Raw genomic sequence first — 13,453 nt, 5'->3', positions numbered from 1 at the left:
TTTAGTATGGGTCAGAAAGTACATCCAACCGGTATTCGTCTTGGTATCGCCACCGACTGGCGCTCTAAGTGGTACGCTGAAGGCAAGGATTATGCCGACTTCCTGTTCAAAGATTTGGAAGTGCGCACATTCTTGAAAAAGAAGCTGAAAGAGGCTTCGGTTAGCCGCATTCAAATTGAGCGTCCTGCAAAGTCTGCGTTTATTACCATTCATACAGCACGTCCGGGCGTGGTGATTGGTAAGAAAGGCGAGGATATTGAGAAGCTGCGTGCAGAAACGGCTGCAAAGCTGGGCTTACACGTCAATAACGTGAAGCTAAATATCGAAGAAATTCGTAAGCCTGAATTGGATTCCCAATTGGTTGCCGAAAGCATTGCTAGCCAGCTTGAGCGTCGTATTATGTTCCGCCGCGCTGCAAAGCGTGCTGTTGCGAACGCAATGCGCTTAGGTGCGTTAGGCATCAAAGTTTGTGTGGCAGGTCGTTTGAATGGTGCAGAAATCGCGCGGACTGAATTTTTCCGCGAAGGTCGTGTGCCGCTTCATACACTGCGTGCTGACATCGACTATGCAACTGCGGAAGCTCTCACCACCTATGGTATCATCGGTGTGAAAGTTTGGATCTACAAGGGCGAAGTCTTCGACCTGGAACAGAAACAGCAATCTAGCCAAAGCCAAGGTCAGAACCAAGGTCAAGGCAGAAAGAAGAAGTGATAGAGGTTTGAGATGTTACAACCCAAGAGAACCAAATTCCGCAAACAGATGAAAGGCCGCAATCGCGGTCTGGCATTGGCGGGCAGCAAAGTCAGCTTCGGCGATTTCGGACTGAAAACGGTAGAGCGTGGTCGCTTGACGGCACGTCAAATTGAATCGGCACGTCGTGCGATCAACCGTTATGTACGTCGTGGCGGTAAAATCTGGATTCGCGTGTTCCCGGACAAGCCAATCAGCAAAAAGCCGTTGGAAGTCCGTCAAGGTAAAGGTAAAGGGAACGTTGAATACTGGGTGGCACTGGTTCAGCCTGGCAAGGTTCTCTATGAAATTGAAGGTGTGGCAGAAGAAATTGCACGCGAGGCTTTCCGCCTTGCTTCTGCAAAACTGCCGGTTAAGACTACATTTGTTTCCCGTCAGGTGATGTGATGAACGCAGCAGAACTTAAGCAAAAATCAGCTACTGAGCTTAAAACTGAGCTGGTAGAAAACCTGAAGGAGCAGTTTAAGCTGCGTATGCAAAAAGCCGCTGGCCAGTTATCACGTCCTTCCGAAGTGAAGCGTGTGCGTCGTCAGATTGCCCGTATCAAGACAGTGCTTGCACAAAAGCAAGTGGCAGGTGAATAACGATGACTGTTAGCGAAGAAGCAAAAGTTGAACGCAGCCTGATGGGTCGTGTAGTCAGTAACAAGATGGACAAGTCAATCGTGGTGCTGATGGAACGTCAAGTAAAGCACCCAATGTATGGTAAGTTCATTAAGCGTTCTAAAAAATACCATGTTCACGACGAAAACAATGAATGTCGTGAAGGTGATACCGTAATGTTCAAGGAGTGCCGTCCTTTGTCGAAGACAAAGCATTGGACCTTGATCAAAGTTGTTGAACGCGCCCCAGGCCAAGCATAAGGGACGGAGAGCATAAATGATCCAGATGCAATCTATTCTGCAAGTTGCAGATAACAGTGGTGCCAAACGAGTTATGTGCATCAAAGTTCTGGGCGGTTCTCATCGTCGTTATGCAGGCATTGGTGATATCATCAAAGTCAGCATTAAAGATGCGATTCCGCGCGGCAAGGTTAAGAAAGGCGATGTTTATAACGCTGTTATCGTCCGTACCGCTCACGGTGTGCGTCGTAATGACGGTTCTAAGATCCGCTTTGACAATAATGCCGCTGTCCTGCTTAATAATAAGCTCGACCCAATCGGCACACGTATTTTTGGGCCTGTCACACGCGAATTGCGTGGTGAAAAGTTCATGAAGATTATTTCTCTGGCACCTGAAGTGCTGTAAGACTGCAACGACAGAAGTAGGTGACGAAATGCGTAAAATTCGCAGCAATGACGAAGTAGTTGTCATCACCGGCAAAGATAAAGGCCGTCGCGGCAAGATCATGCAGGTGTTGGTAGACGAAGGTAAGGTTTTGGTTCAAGGTATTAACCGTGTCAAAAAACACGTTAAGCCTAACCCAAATGCAGGTGTTCAAGGCGGCATTATTGAAAAAGAAATGCCGATGGATACTTCAAATGTGATGCTGGTTAATCCTGCCACTGGCAAGGGTGACCGCGTTGGATTCAAGCTCCTGGACGATGGTAAGAAAATCCGTGTCTTTAAGTCCAATGGTGAGCGCGTAGACGCTTAAGGTGTAAAATGTCGAGACTGCAACAGTATTACCGCGATACTGTCATCAAAGAATTGATGGACAAGTTCGGGTACAACAATGTGATGGAAGTGCCGAAGCTGGTGAAAGTCAGCCTGAACATGGGTTTGGGCGAAGCTGTCGGTGATAAGAAGATTATTGAACATGCAACCGGTGATATGTCTAAAATCGCAGGTCAAAAACCTGTGGTGACATTAAGCCGCAAATCTGTTGCGGGTTTCAAAATCCGTGACGGCTGGCCGATTGGCTGTATGGTAACGCTTCGTGGCGAGAAAATGTACGAGTTCATTGATCGTCTCGTCAATATTTCCATCCCGCGTATCCGTGACTTTCGTGGTCTCAACGCCCGTGCCTTTGATGGTCGTGGCAACTACAATATGGGCATCAAAGAACAGATCATCTTTCCAGAGATCGAGTACGACAAAATTGATGCCTTGCGTGGTATGAACATTACGATTGCGACCACCGCAAAAAACAACGAAGAAGGGAAAGCGCTGCTTGAAGCATTCAAATTCCCTTTCCGTCAGCAGTAAGAGGATAAGATCACATGGCTAAGAAATCCATGATCGCTCGTGAAACACGCCGTACTGCTGCTGTCGCAAAATTCGCAGCTAAGCGTGATGAGCTGAAAGCTATCATCAGTAATCCAGAAAGCTCCTATGAAGCTGTGATGGAAGCTGTTGAAAAGCTGCAAAAGTTACCACGTGACAGCAGCCCGGTTCGTCAAATGACCCGTTGCCGTCTGACCGGTCGTCCACATGCGGTTTACCGCAAATTTGGCCTGTGCCGTAATAAATTGCGCGAAGCTGCCATGCGTGGTGATGTGCCTGGTTTGACTAAAGCAAGTTGGTAAGGGAGAAACAAAATGAGTATGAGTGATCCTATCGCCGATATGCTGACCCGCATCCGCAACGGTCAAATGGCAACTAAGGCGAGCGTTAAATTTCCGTCTTCCAAGCAGAAAACGGCGATTTTAGAGGTGTTGCAAAGTGAAGGTTATGTTGCTGAGTTTGTAACAGATGCCGCAGATGGCAAACCAGTTACAACAGTTAAGCTGAAATATTTTCAGGGTAAGCCAGTCATTACCAAGGTTAAGCGTATTAGCCGTCCTGGGTTGCGTATTTTCCGTGGTGCAGATGAGTTGCCAACTGTTATGGGTGGTTACGGTATTGCTATAGTTTCCACATCTAAAGGCGTCATGAGTGGTCGCGCAGCCAAGGCTTCTGGTCAAGGCGGCGAAGTCATTTGCACGGTTGAATAAAGGCGGGCTTTGAAATGTCTAGAATTGCAAAGAAAGCACTGACTGTACCCAAGGGTGTGGAAGTCAGTATCAGCGGGCAAAGCCTGAAGGTCAAAGGCGGCAAAGGCTCTTTTGATTTCGCAGTGCATGATGCTGTAGAAGTTTCACAAGAAGACAATGTGCTGAAGTTTAAAGCTAAGCGTGACAGCGATTCTGCTGGTTGGGCGTTGGCAGGTACGACACGTGCATTGGCAAACAATATGGTGATTGGCGTTAGCCAAGGCTTTGAGAAAAAATTGCAGTTGGTTGGGGTCGGTTATCGTGCCCAAGCACAAGGCAATAAATTGAATCTCAGCTTGGGTTTCTCTCACCCTGTGGTACACGATATGCCAGAAGGCATTACGGTCGAGACCCCTAGTCAGACAGAAATCCTGATCCGTGGTAGCGATAAGCAGAAAGTTGGTCAAGTTGCAGCAGAAGTTCGTGCATACCGTCCACCAGAGCCTTACAAAGGCAAAGGTGTGAAGTATTCAGACGAAGTGATTCTGCGTAAAGAGACCAAGAAGAAGAAGTAAGGTGAACTAAAGATGGACAAGAAAACATCCCGCATCCGTCGTGGTAAGCGTAGCCGCATGAAAATGCGTGAGTTGCGTGTTAACCGTCTGAGTATTCACCGTACTTCTCTGCATATCTATGCACAAGTGGTGACTTCTGATGGTTCTCAAGTGCTGGCTTCAGCTTCCACGCTGGATAAAGATCTGAAAGCAGGTCTGGATTACACCGGCAATGTTGCTGCTGCTATCGCAGTAGGCAAGTTGGTTGCTGAGCGTGCATTGGCAAAAGGTATTGACGCGGTTGCTTTTGATCGCTCTGGTTTTAAATATCATGGTCGCATCAAGGCGTTGGCAGATAGCGCTCGTGAAGCCGGTCTGAAATTTTAAGGATTTATCATGGCTAAGGCAGAACATACATCAGCACCGTCAGACGGCTTGCAAGAAAAATTGGTTAAAGTTAACCGCGTTGCGAAGACTGTTAAAGGTGGTCGTATCATGAGTTTCACTGCGTTGACCGTAGTGGGCGATGGTAATGGTCGCGTGGGTTTTGGTTACGGCAAGGCGCGTGAAGTGCCTGCTGCTATTCAAAAAGCGATGGATCAAGCACGTCGTAACATGGTGACAGTTTCTTTGGTAGACGGTACATTGCAATACCCTATCAAATACGAACAGGGCGCAGCACGTATTTACATGCAGCCAGCTTCTGAAGGTACAGGCGTTATCGCCGGTGGTGCGATGCGTGCGGTTTTGGAAGTAGCGGGTGTACGTAACGTACTGTCCAAATGCCAAGGCACACGCAATGCAGGCAATGTAGTACGTACTACTATCGCTGCACTGGGTTCAATGCAATCACCTGAAATGATTGCGGCGAAACGTGGTAAAGCCGTTGCAGACATTAAGGGGTAAACAATGACTTCCGCGAAACAACTTAAAGTGACGCTATACCGCAGTCTGAATGGTCGCTTGAAAGCCCATCAGCAGTGTGCGCGTGGTCTTGGTATCCGTAAAATTCATAATACCGTGACTGTGACTGATACCCCTGAAAACCGTGGCATGATCAACAAGATTTCCTACATGCTCAAGGTTGAGGAAGCTTAAGATGAAATTGAATACGCTACAACCTGAACTGGGTAGCCGTCCTGACGGGATTCGTGTAGGCCGTGGTATTGGCTCCGGTCTGGGTAAGACTGCTGGTCGTGGTCACAAAGGTCAAAAATCCCGTAAAGGTGGTTTCCATCACCGTAAGGGCTTCGAGGGTGGTCAGATGCCTATGCACCGCCGTCTGCCTAAGTTTGGCTTTACGTCACGTATTGGTCAACGTACCGCCGAAGTTCGTTTGAGCGAATTAGCTCAAGTAGAAGGCGATGTCATTGATCTGGCTGGTCTGATTGCTGCGAATGTGGTTGATGCACGTACCTTGCAAGCTAAAATCATTCTTTCTGGTGAAGTTGCGAAAGCAGTCACTGTAAAGGGTGTTGGCGTGACGAAGGGTGCACGTGCCGCGATCGAAGCCGCAGGCGGCAAAATCGAAGAATAACGGATAAAAAATATGCGCAAGAACCCTACAGGTTCCCTTGGGGGCTTTGGAAACATGGTTGAAATCCGCCAGCGGCTAGTTTTTGTGCTGCTGGCGTTGATCGTTTACCGCATTGGTACCTATATTCCTGTTCCTGGTGTAAATCCTGCGGCTATGGCGCAATTTTTTGACCAGAATAATGGTACAATTCTCGGCGTTTTTAATATGTTTTCAGGTGGCGCATTAGAGCGCCTGAGCGTATTTGCACTGGGGATTATGCCGTATATCTCAGCTTCCATCATTATGCAGTTGATGGCGACGGTTGTTCCTGCACTGGAGCAAATTAAGAAAGAAGGTGAGTCTGGTCGCCGTAAAATTACGCAATATACGCGCTACGGCACGGTGGTTTTGGCTTTGTTCCAAAGCTTCGGTGTGGCGATTGCTTTAGGTGGTACTGACGCAGGCAATGGTCAAACCATTGCTTTGAATCCAGGCATTGGTTTCACAATTACGACGGTTGTTACCTTGGTGACAGGCACGCTTTTCTTAATGTGGTTAGGTGAGCAGATTACCGAACGTGGTATTGGTAACGGTATTTCCTTGATTATTTTTGCGGGCATCGTTGCGGGTTTACCTGCTGCTATTGGTGGCACATTAGAGCTGGTGAATACCGGCGAATTGCACTCCCTGTTTGTTATTGGTTTGTTGTTGTTAGTGTTGGCTGTCACAGCATTCGTGATTTTTGTGGAGCGTGGTCAGCGGCGCATTACAGTGAACTACGCTAATCGTCAACAAGGTCGCAAAATGATGATGGGGCAGTCTAGTCACTTGCCTTTGAAGCTGAATATGGCAGGGGTTATCCCGCCAATTTTCGCTTCTAGTATTATTTTGTTTCCAGCAACACTTGGGCAGTGGTTTGGTAATGCCGAGGGTATGGGGTGGTTAAAAGGCTTTTTTGATATGTTAAAGCCTGGTGAACCCGTTTATGTCTTGCTTTATGCCACTGCTATTGTATTCTTCTGCTTCTTTTATACAGCTCTAGTATTCAACTCGCGTGAAACTGCTGATAATTTGAAAAAAGCAGGTGCTTTCATTCCGGGTATTAGGCCGGGTGAACAAACATCTAAATACATTGATGGTGTTATGACTCGCTTGACAGCAGTCGGCGCTATCTACATTACATTGGTCTGTCTGTTGCCTGAATTTCTGATTTTGGGCTGGAATGTTCCTTTCTACTTTGGGGGAACTTCACTGCTGATCATCGTGGTTGTAGTCATGGATTTCTTGTCTCAGTTGCAAGCACACATGATGTCACACCAATACGAAGGTCTGATGAAAAAGGCCAATTTCAAAGCGCAGGCACGCCCCAGCACAGTGCGCTGATCTGATCACTTTCGAGAGGTTTTTATCATGAAGGTTCGAGCTTCAGTTAAAAAATTGTGCCGTAACTGTCGGGTTATCCGCAGAAACGGTGTGGTTCGCATTATCTGTTCTGACCCGCGCCACAAACAGCGCCAAGGTTAAGAGCCGATTTGGGTTGATAATTAAAAGGGGTTCTGGCACAATCGCCCGTTTTCCCGGTAGTCTGGAGAGATTTTAATGGCTCGTATTGCGGGTATCAATCTTCCTGTTGGTAAGCACGTAGTGATCGGTTTGACCGCTATTTATGGTGTGGGTCGTCCTCGTGCTGCTGATATTTGTAAGGCGGCGGATGTGGTGCCAAGCACTAAAATCCGTGACCTCAGTGAAGATCAAGTTGAACGTTTGCGTCTTGAAGTAGGTAAACTCCTAGTTGAAGGTGACTTGCGTCGTGAAGTTTCCATGTCGATCAAACGTTTGATGGATATGGGTTGCTATCGTGGCATCCGCCACAGACGTGGCCTGCCGATGCGCGGTCAGCGTACCAAGACTAACGCGCGTACCCGTAAAGGCCCGCGTCGTCCTATTCGCAAATAATACATAGATTGCAGGTAGAGTAAGTAATGGCAAGACAGCCTAGAAAAGGTGCAACTGTTAACCTTCGTAAGAAGGTCAAGAAAACTGTCACTGACGGTGTTGCACACGTCCATGCATCCTTTAATAACACTATTGTGACTATCACCGATCGCCAAGGCAACGCACTGGCATGGGCTACTTCTGGTGGCTCTGGTTTCCGTGGTTCACGTAAAAGCACCCCGTTTGCGGCGCAAGTTGCTGCTGAACGTGCGGGTAACGCAGCCAAGGATTACGGTTTGAAAAACCTTGACGTAGAAGTCAAAGGTCCAGGGCCTGGTCGTGAATCTGCGGTACGCGCTTTGAACAGCGTTGGCTACAGAATTAACAGCATTGTGGATGTAACGCCGATTCCGCATAACGGTTGCCGTCCACCAAAGAAACGTCGTGTGTAGGAGATAGTCATATGGCACGTTATATTGGCCCTACCTGCAAACTGAGCAGACGCGAAGGCACTGACCTTTTTCTGAAAAGCCGCAGTGTTTCCCTCGAAAAGAAATGTAAACTGGACAAAGTTCCGGGTCAGCACGGCGAGAACAAAGCACGCTTGTCTGATTACGGTGTTCAGTTACGTGAAAAGCAAAAAGTTCGCCGCATGTACGGTGTTCTAGAGCGTCAGTTCAGCAACTACTTTAAAGAGTCTGCACGCCGCAAGGGTTCCACAGGTGAAAACCTGTTGAAACTGCTGGAATGCCGTCTTGATAACGTCGTTTACCGCATGGGTTACGGTTCTACCCGCGCTGAATCCCGTCAATTGGTTAGCCACAAAGCTATTACTGTTAACGGTCAGTCAGTGAACATCCCATCCTACCAGGTTAAAGCCGGTGATGTCGTAGCGGTTCGTGAAAAGTCCAAAAAGCAAACTCGTATACAGGATTCTGTCGCTGTAGCGGAACAACTTGGCTTCCCATCTTGGGTTGAAGTTGATGCAAAGGGATTGTCTGGTACGTTTAAATCTGTACCAGACCGTAGCGATCTGCCAGCCGAAATTAATGAATCACTGATCGTGGAATTGTACTCCAAGTAATCATTGACTCGTTCGAGAGGAAAAGTATGACCTCGAAAACAACAGAACTGCTGAAACCACGCAATGTTCATGTGCAGGAGACGGGTTTAAATACCTATCGCATCACACTTGAGCCATTAGAGCGTGGTTTCGGTCACACGTTGGGTAACGCCTTGCGCCGCATTTTATTGTCCTCTATTCCGGGCAGTGCAGTGACGGAAGTGCAGATCACTGGCGTGGTACACGAATACACCAGTATTGAAGGTGTGCAAGAAGATGTGGTTGAGATTCTGTTGAATCTCAAAAACTTGGCGATTCGCCTTAATGCCCGTGATGAAGCAACCTTGACCTTAAAGAAAAAAGGCAAAGGTGTTGTAACGGCTGCGGATATTGAGCGCGATCATGATGTGGACATCATTAACCCTGATCATGTCATTGCACACATTACCAAGGATGACGCTGATCTGGAAATGAGCCTGACCATTACCCGTGGTCGTGGTTATCAGCCAGCATCGGTACGCCGTGGCCCAGATTCACCCGAACTGCCTTTAGGTACTTTGGTGTTGGATGCCAGCTACAGCCCAATTACACGTGTTGCCTACAATGTGGATAGCGCTCGTGTTGAGCAGCGTACTGACATGGACAAGCTGGTGCTGGAAATCCAGACCAATGGTTCCGTTAACGCGGAAGAATCCATTGGGATGGCAGCACAGATTCTGCAACAGCAATTGGCAGTATTCTTCGATTTACGTATTGAAGAGCCGGTTCGCCGTGAAGAATCTCAACCAGAAATTGACCCGATTCTGTTGCGTCCGGTTGACGATCTGGAACTGACTGTACGTTCAGCTAACTGCCTGAAAGCAGAGAACCTGTTCTACATCGGTGATCTCGTACAACGTACTGAGACTGAATTGCTGAAGACTCCGAATCTGGGCAAAAAGTCTTTGACTGAAATTAAAGATGTGCTGGCACAGCATGGTCTGACACTGGGCGCTAAGCTGGATAGCAGGCCTCCGGCAGGTCTCGATCACCGTGACAGCAAAGTGGCTTAACCACGGGTTTTGAAGGATATAGAAGATGCGTCACCGTAATACTGGTCGTCAATTAAGCCGCGACAGCAGCGCCCGTAAAGCCCTGCTGCAAGCGCTGACTAACTCACTGCTTCGTCACGAGACGATCAAAACAACTCTGCCAAAGGCGAAAGAATTGCGCCGTGTAGCAGAGCCACTGATCACCCGTGCCAAAGAAGACTCTGTTCACAACCGCCGTATCGCTTTTTCACGTTTGCGTGATAAAGAAGTCGTTGGCAAGTTGTTCAACGATCTTGGTCCTCGCTTTAAGGAGCGCCAAGGTGGCTATCTGCGTATCATCAAGTGCGGTTTCCGTGCGGGTGACAATGCGCCAATGGCTTACGTTGCACTGGTTGATGAAGCAGACGCTGCGCAAGCCGCAGCCGAGTAAGCAGCGCTTTAAGCTTCCTGCAAAGGCCGACACTGTTCGGCCTTTTTGCGTTTCTCATCTTCAGGGGATAGTATGCAAAATGATCCACAAGTAGTAACTGCAGAAAGCGCTCGTAAAACTGCTAAGTTGTTTTATTATGGCAATTTGTTGGCGGTACTCATTCCATTCCCGGTGTTTATCTTATGGTTCGGGGCTGGGATTTTGGTTTATGCAATGCTACGCCATCATCCTAACCCACGGGTAGGCTATTATACGCAGATTGCTACCTACCATTATTACGGTCTGGCGGGTGGTTTAGTACCGATTTTAACGTTTGCCCCCGGTGATTTTTTTGTGAATTGGTGGTGGGCGTTGTGGCTTACCTGTGTTGTGGTGTTAGTGCCGTTGTCTATTCGCCAAATCCTGCGGATTAACCGCGAATCTTGGCAAGATACTGTTAAGCCCTTATCCCACTGAGGAGTGGAACATGCCTGAATTACGTCATGATTGGCGCATCGAAGAAATCAACGCCTTGTTAGCTATGCCCTTCAGTGATTTGATGTTTACCGCACATCAAGTACACCGGGAAAATTTCCCCGTGAATCAGGTGCAAGTGAGTACTTTGCTGAGCATTAAGACGGGTGCTTGCCCGGAAGATTGTGGCTATTGTTCGCAAAGTGCGAAACACGACACTTCGCTGGAACGTGAAACGTTGTTGCCGTTGCAAGAGGTCATCGACTCCGCCAAAACCGCGCAAACACAGGGGGCAACCCGTTTTTGCATGGGGGCTGCGTGGCGCAATCCTACCGACAAGAACCTTGAGCGTGTCATCGAAATGGTGCAGGCGGTCAAAGGCTTAGGGATGGAAACCTGCGTTACGTTGGGCATGTTGACTGACCGTCAGGCAGATCGTCTCAAAAATGCTGGGTTGGATTATTACAATCATAACCTCGATACCTCGCCGGAATTTTACGGTAATGTGATTTCTACCCGCACCTTCCAAGACCGTTTGAATACGCTAGAGCACGTGCGTAATGCGGGTATCAATGTGTGTTCGGGTGGTATTTTAGGCATGGGTGAAACCCGTCAGGATCGGGCGCGTCTGTTACAGCAACTGGCTAATATGAAATTCCACCCCGAATCTGTGCCTATTAACGATTTGGTTAAAATCGAAGGCACGCCATTGGCTGGAGTGGAAAAACTTGATCCATTTGAGTTCATCCGTACTGTCGCGGCAGCTCGTATTATGATGCCGAAATCTTACGTTCGTTTATCGGCTGGTCGCGCCGAGATGACCGATGAAATGCAGGCATGGTGCTTCTTTGCGGGTGCAAATTCGATATTTTACGGTGACAAACTGTTGACCACGGAAAATCCCGGCGAAAGCCACGACCAGCAACTGTTTGCACGCTTGGGGATTCAGGCGGAAGCAGGACAGGCTGGCAGCGTTCACATGTAAGGAGCGCATGATGCATTACCCACAAGCCTACGATGTTATTGTGATCGGTGGCGGACACGCGGGAACAGAAGCCGCACTTGCCGCCGCCCGCATGGGGCAGCGCACCCTCCTGTTGACCCACAACATCGAAACCATCGGTGCAATGAGCTGCAACCCCGCCATCGGCGGTATCGGCAAAGGTCATTTGGTTAAGGAAGTCGATGCGATGGGCGGCGCAATGGCGCACGCCGCTGACCGTGGTGGGATCCAATTCCGCACCCTCAATTCCAGCAAAGGTGCGGCAGTGCGAGCGACTCGCGCCCAAGCAGACCGCATCCGCTACAAATCCGCGATTCGCACCATTGTTGAAAATCAGCCCAATTTGCAGCTATTTCAACAAGCGGTGGATGATTTGCTCGTGGAAGGCGATCAGGTCGTGGGGGTGCGTACCCAAATGGGCTTGAGTTTTTCCGCCCGTGCGGTGGTATTAACCTCAGGAACGTTTCTTGCGGGCAAAATCCACATTGGTTTAAGCAATCATGCCGGTGGACGTGCCGGTGATCCGCCTTCTATTGCGTTGTCGCAACGTTTACGCGAACTGCCGTTCCGTGTTGATCGCTTAAAAACGGGTACGCCGCCGCGCATTGATGCCCGCAGTATCGACTTCAGCAAGCTGGAAGAGCAGCCCGGCGACACGCCTACGCCGGTATTTTCGTTTTTGGGTAGTGTCGATGAACACCCGCCGCAGATTTCGTGCTACATCACCTACACCAACACCGAAACCCACGAGATTATCCGTGGCGGTTTAGACCGTTCACCAATGTATACCGGCGTGATCGAAGGCATTGGTCCGCGCTATTGCCCGTCGATTGAAGACAAAGTGGTACGCTTTGCCGACAAAGACCGCCACCAGATTTTCATTGAACCCGAAGGGCTAGACACGCATGAAGTGTACCCCAACGGCATTTCCACCAGTTTGCCGTTTGATGTGCAATACGCTCTGGTGCGCTCAATGGCAGGCTTGGAAAACGCACATATCACCCGCCCCGGTTACGCCATCGAATACGATTTCTTTGACCCGCGTGATCTCAAGCCCACCTTGGAAACCAAAGCGGTGCAGGGTTTGTTTTTCGCAGGGCAAATTAACGGCACGACGGGTTACGAAGAAGCCGCTGCGCAAGGTTTGCTGGCAGGTTTGAACGCCGGTTTATACGCCCAAGAAAAAGATGGCTGGTATCCACGCCGTGACCAAGCTTACCTTGGTGTATTGGTCGATGATTTAATCACGCTGGGTACGAAAGAGCCATACCGCATGTTTACCAGCCGCGCCGAACACCGTTTATTGCTGCGTGAAGACAATGCCGATTTGCGCCTGACCGAAATAGGGCATGAGCTGGGCTTGGTGGATGACTCACGCTGGGAAGCATTTTGCACTAAGCGTGAAGCGATTGAGCAAGAACAACAACGCCTCCGTGCCACGGTATTGCAACCCACAGCGGTCAGCGTGGAAGATAGCCAGCGGGTATTCGGTGATGTTTTGTCTCGTGATTACAAGTTACACGACTTATTACGCCGTCCTAACGTCACTTATGCCGCTTTAACCAGTCTGCCAGCGGTTGGTAGCCCCGTTACCGATGAAAAAGTGGCGGAACAAGTCGAAATTCAGTGCAAATACGCCGGATACATTGAGCGCCAGCACGAGGAAATCGACAAGCAACGTCGCCACGAAGAAACCCGTTTACCGGATTGGTTGGATTACACCCAAGTACGCGGCCTCTCCAACGAAGTCCGCCAGAAATTGCAAATGCAACGCCCTGCAACCGTTGGGCAAGCCGCACGAACACCCGGTATTACCCCCGCTGCGATTTCTTTATTGCTGGTGCATTTGAAAAAGGCAGGTTGA

24 protein-coding genes are annotated in these 13,453 nt (G+C 49.0%); all 24 read left to right on the top strand.

Annotated elements, in window-relative coordinates:
- Window positions 1-6 precede the first annotated feature (6 nt).
- The 24 genes from rpsC (at window position 7) to mnmG (ending at window position 13,453) form a co-directional block, all read left to right on the top strand.
- Window positions 7-711, top strand: coding sequence for a 30S ribosomal protein S3 (gene rpsC, locus QJT81_18605; GenBank protein WGZ93776.1), 705 nt, complete (start codon window positions 7-9; stop codon window positions 709-711).
- Between the two features lie 12 nt (window positions 712-723).
- Window positions 724-1,137, top strand: a complete 414-nt coding sequence (gene rplP, locus QJT81_18600) for a 50S ribosomal protein L16 (protein WGZ93775.1) — start codon at window positions 724-726, stop codon at window positions 1,135-1,137.
- Window positions 1,137-1,334 carry a 50S ribosomal protein L29 gene (rpmC, locus tag QJT81_18595; protein WGZ93774.1) on the top strand — a complete coding sequence of 66 codons (198 nt, stop codon included), beginning with the start codon at window positions 1,137-1,139 and terminating at the stop codon, window positions 1,332-1,334. Before rplP ends, rpmC begins: the two co-directional genes overlap by 1 nt.
- Window positions 1,335-1,336: 2 nt before the next feature.
- The gene (rpsQ, locus tag QJT81_18590) at window positions 1,337-1,612 is read left to right on the top strand and encodes a 30S ribosomal protein S17 (GenBank protein WGZ93773.1); all 276 of its coding nucleotides are present in this window, start codon (window positions 1,337-1,339) and stop codon (window positions 1,610-1,612) included.
- Window positions 1,613-1,628: 16 nt separating this feature from the next.
- Entirely contained in the window at window positions 1,629-1,997 is a 369-nt protein-coding gene (gene rplN, locus QJT81_18585; GenBank protein ID WGZ93772.1) for a 50S ribosomal protein L14, read from the top strand.
- 28 nt (window positions 1,998-2,025) lie between these two features.
- Window positions 2,026-2,346 carry a 50S ribosomal protein L24 gene (gene rplX, locus QJT81_18580; protein WGZ93771.1) on the top strand — a complete coding sequence of 107 codons (321 nt, stop codon included), beginning with the start codon at window positions 2,026-2,028 and terminating at the stop codon, window positions 2,344-2,346.
- A gap of 8 nt (window positions 2,347-2,354) precedes the next feature.
- Entirely contained in the window at window positions 2,355-2,897 is a 543-nt protein-coding gene (gene rplE / locus QJT81_18575) for a 50S ribosomal protein L5 (GenBank protein WGZ93770.1), read from the top strand.
- A gap of 14 nt (window positions 2,898-2,911) precedes the next feature.
- Complete coding sequence (rpsN, locus tag QJT81_18570) at window positions 2,912-3,217, top strand: 30S ribosomal protein S14 (protein WGZ93769.1); 306 nt, start codon at window positions 2,912-2,914, stop codon at window positions 3,215-3,217.
- Window positions 3,218-3,229: 12 nt separating this feature from the next.
- Window positions 3,230-3,625: a 30S ribosomal protein S8 gene (gene rpsH / locus QJT81_18565; protein ID WGZ93768.1), complete on the top strand. Its 396-nt coding sequence runs from the start codon at window positions 3,230-3,232 to the stop codon at window positions 3,623-3,625.
- A 14-nt stretch (window positions 3,626-3,639) separates the two neighbouring features.
- Window positions 3,640-4,179, top strand: coding sequence for a 50S ribosomal protein L6 (rplF, locus tag QJT81_18560; GenBank protein WGZ93767.1), 540 nt, complete (start codon window positions 3,640-3,642; stop codon window positions 4,177-4,179).
- A gap of 12 nt (window positions 4,180-4,191) precedes the next feature.
- Complete coding sequence (rplR, locus tag QJT81_18555) at window positions 4,192-4,545, top strand: 50S ribosomal protein L18 (GenBank protein ID WGZ93766.1); 354 nt, start codon at window positions 4,192-4,194, stop codon at window positions 4,543-4,545.
- A 9-nt stretch (window positions 4,546-4,554) separates the two neighbouring features.
- Complete coding sequence (gene rpsE / locus QJT81_18550; GenBank protein WGZ93765.1) at window positions 4,555-5,064, top strand: 30S ribosomal protein S5; 510 nt, start codon at window positions 4,555-4,557, stop codon at window positions 5,062-5,064.
- A gap of 3 nt (window positions 5,065-5,067) precedes the next feature.
- Complete coding sequence (rpmD, locus tag QJT81_18545; protein ID WGZ93764.1) at window positions 5,068-5,256, top strand: 50S ribosomal protein L30; 189 nt, start codon at window positions 5,068-5,070, stop codon at window positions 5,254-5,256.
- Between the two features lies 1 nt (window position 5,257).
- Window positions 5,258-5,695 (top strand): 50S ribosomal protein L15, encoded by a 438-nt coding sequence (rplO, locus tag QJT81_18540; protein WGZ93763.1) that lies wholly within the window; start codon window positions 5,258-5,260, stop codon window positions 5,693-5,695.
- A gap of 12 nt (window positions 5,696-5,707) precedes the next feature.
- On the top strand, window positions 5,708-7,057 hold the full coding sequence (gene secY / locus QJT81_18535) for a preprotein translocase subunit SecY (protein ID WGZ93762.1): 1,350 nt from the start codon (window positions 5,708-5,710) through the stop codon (window positions 7,055-7,057).
- A gap of 27 nt (window positions 7,058-7,084) precedes the next feature.
- On the top strand, window positions 7,085-7,198 hold the full coding sequence (rpmJ, locus tag QJT81_18530; GenBank protein ID WGZ93761.1) for a 50S ribosomal protein L36: 114 nt from the start codon (window positions 7,085-7,087) through the stop codon (window positions 7,196-7,198).
- Between the two features lie 75 nt (window positions 7,199-7,273).
- Window positions 7,274-7,630: a 30S ribosomal protein S13 gene (gene rpsM / locus QJT81_18525; protein WGZ93760.1), complete on the top strand. Its 357-nt coding sequence runs from the start codon at window positions 7,274-7,276 to the stop codon at window positions 7,628-7,630.
- A gap of 26 nt (window positions 7,631-7,656) precedes the next feature.
- Window positions 7,657-8,061, top strand: coding sequence for a 30S ribosomal protein S11 (gene rpsK / locus QJT81_18520; protein ID WGZ93759.1), 405 nt, complete (start codon window positions 7,657-7,659; stop codon window positions 8,059-8,061).
- Window positions 8,062-8,072: 11 nt separating this feature from the next.
- On the top strand, window positions 8,073-8,693 hold the full coding sequence (rpsD, locus tag QJT81_18515; protein WGZ93758.1) for a 30S ribosomal protein S4: 621 nt from the start codon (window positions 8,073-8,075) through the stop codon (window positions 8,691-8,693).
- A 26-nt stretch (window positions 8,694-8,719) separates the two neighbouring features.
- Window positions 8,720-9,724, top strand: coding sequence for a DNA-directed RNA polymerase subunit alpha (gene rpoA / locus QJT81_18510; GenBank protein ID WGZ93757.1), 1,005 nt, complete (start codon window positions 8,720-8,722; stop codon window positions 9,722-9,724).
- A 25-nt stretch (window positions 9,725-9,749) separates the two neighbouring features.
- Complete coding sequence (gene rplQ / locus QJT81_18505; GenBank protein WGZ93756.1) at window positions 9,750-10,133, top strand: 50S ribosomal protein L17; 384 nt, start codon at window positions 9,750-9,752, stop codon at window positions 10,131-10,133.
- 72 nt (window positions 10,134-10,205) lie between these two features.
- A complete protein-coding gene (locus QJT81_18500; GenBank protein WGZ93755.1) occupies window positions 10,206-10,589 on the top strand; it encodes a hypothetical protein in 384 nt (127 codons plus the stop codon).
- Window positions 10,590-10,599: 10 nt separating this feature from the next.
- Entirely contained in the window at window positions 10,600-11,571 is a 972-nt protein-coding gene (gene bioB, locus QJT81_18495) for a biotin synthase BioB (protein WGZ93754.1), read from the top strand.
- Between the two features lie 10 nt (window positions 11,572-11,581).
- Window positions 11,582-13,453, top strand: coding sequence for a tRNA uridine-5-carboxymethylaminomethyl(34) synthesis enzyme MnmG (gene mnmG, locus QJT81_18490; protein ID WGZ96516.1), 1,872 nt, complete (start codon window positions 11,582-11,584; stop codon window positions 13,451-13,453).

This window comes from Candidatus Thiothrix putei, assembly GCA_029972225.1.
Classification (GTDB): Bacteria; Pseudomonadota; Gammaproteobacteria; order Thiotrichales; family Thiotrichaceae; genus Thiothrix; species Thiothrix putei.
Note: the sequence above shows the minus strand (reverse complement) of the source record. Positions and strands in the feature narration are given on the sequence as shown.